Origin of the sequence: Roseomonas sp. TAS13 (genome assembly GCF_001950415.1) — a bacterium.
In the GTDB taxonomy this organism is placed as follows: Bacteria; Pseudomonadota; Alphaproteobacteria; order Acetobacterales; family Acetobacteraceae; genus Roseomonas; species Roseomonas mucosa.
On the sequence record NZ_BDLP01000642.1, the window covers coordinates 1 to 1419 of the forward strand.

General features: G+C 69.3%; 1 protein-coding gene. It reads right to left on the bottom strand.

The window, feature by feature from the left end; all coding sequences use genetic code 11:
• Positions 1–18 precede the first annotated feature (18 nt).
• Positions 19–1350 carry an IS701 family transposase gene (locus ROTAS13_RS24465; protein ID WP_075823664.1) on the bottom strand — a complete coding sequence of 444 codons (1332 nt, stop codon included), beginning with the start codon at positions 1348–1350 and terminating at the stop codon, positions 19–21.
• Positions 1351–1419: the final 69 nt, after the last annotated feature.

The following is a 1419-nucleotide window of genomic DNA, read 5'->3' on the forward strand; positions in this document are numbered from 1 at the left end:
TAGCACTACCTGGGCACTTTAGGTTTGATGGGCGGCAGGAATCGTCGTCTGCAATGTGGACATCGCACGGGTGATGCGAGGTGAGCAAACAGCCGTGCGGTGATGGCCTGTCGCACGGCAGGCAGGCTCGGGTGCGGCGGCGGTCCCGGAACGGTGGGCAGCATTTTTCCCCCGGCTCGCCTGGCGGTGCTGGGCGAGGCGCAGGTGCTGCAGGTAGGCGAAGGCGATGCAGGTCATCAGCGCGTGTCGGTGCAGGCCCGTCCACGAGCGGCCCTCAAAGTGGCCCAATCCCAGTTCCTGCTTGAGCTGCTGGTGTGCCTGCTCGCACACCCAGCGCGCCTTGATGGCCGCCGCCAGCCCGCGCAGCGACGTGCGGGGCGCGAGATTGCTCAGGTAGTACTTGCGCTCGCCCGAGGAACGCCACTCGCCCACCAGCCAGGCCTCGTCACCGGGCAGATGGCGGTTGTTGCCCCAGGCCGGTCCGTCGCCGACGCGAACACGGATGGCGGCAAACCGGGCAGCGAGCGCTCCCCTGGTGCCCTGGCGCCAGGTGACCCGCCGCCAGGGCTGCGCAGCCAGTACTGCCTCGGCCTCGCGGGGCTCCTCGCTGGGCACAGCGCGCCGCCTGCGCCCGGCAGGAACGGTGAGTTGCACGACCGCGCCGTAGACCTTCTGGTTGCGCGCGATGCCCACGGCCCAAAGCAGGCCGCGTTCCGACAGCCCCTGGCGGAACACAGCACTGGCGCCGTAGCCTGCGTCGGCCAGCACGGTGCCGAACCGCACGCCGGCGGATCCAAGCCGGTCCAGCTCAGCCAAGGCGATCTCGCCTTTGGTTCGGGGCACCACCTCCGTCTCCGGCACGCCGGCCCGGGCACAGCGATCCGCATCGCCGGTCCAGGTGTCGGGCAGAAACAGGCGCAGGGCCACTGGCACCGGCACCTCACGCCTGGCCAGGGCCAGCGAGACCAGCGACTGGCAGTTCGCCTGCTTGCCCAACTGGCCGCAGTACTGTCGCGCCACGCCCACCGACAGCGTGCCCTGCTTGGGCAGCGCCGTGTCGTCGACCACGAGATACGCGTCAGGCCCGCCCACCAGTCGGTCCGCCTCGCGCGCCAGCACCGCCCACAACGGCGCATCATCCCAGGCCGGACTGGCAATGAAGTGCTGCAGCTGGTCATGGCCTGAAAGCCCCAGCCTTGCTGCCATCGGCTGCAGGCTCTTGCGCTCGCCGGGACCGAGTAGCCCGCGCAGGTAGAGCGGAGCCCAGATCCGGCGCGTCTTGCGCCCCATTACCTCAAGAAAGGGCGTGAGCCAGTTGTCCAGGTCACTGCCACCACCGCGGATGCCCATCGCCCCGCCTCCTGCCGCATCACCCAACAGATAGGCAACAGCACTACCGTTCAAAGTGCCCAGGTAGTG

What these genes read in the sequence shown, in the direction of transcription:
- ROTAS13_RS24465 (WP_075823664.1), bottom strand. Translation starts at nt 1,350, where the DNA reads ATGGGCATCCGCGGTGGTGGCAGTGACCTGGACAACTGGCTCACGCCC.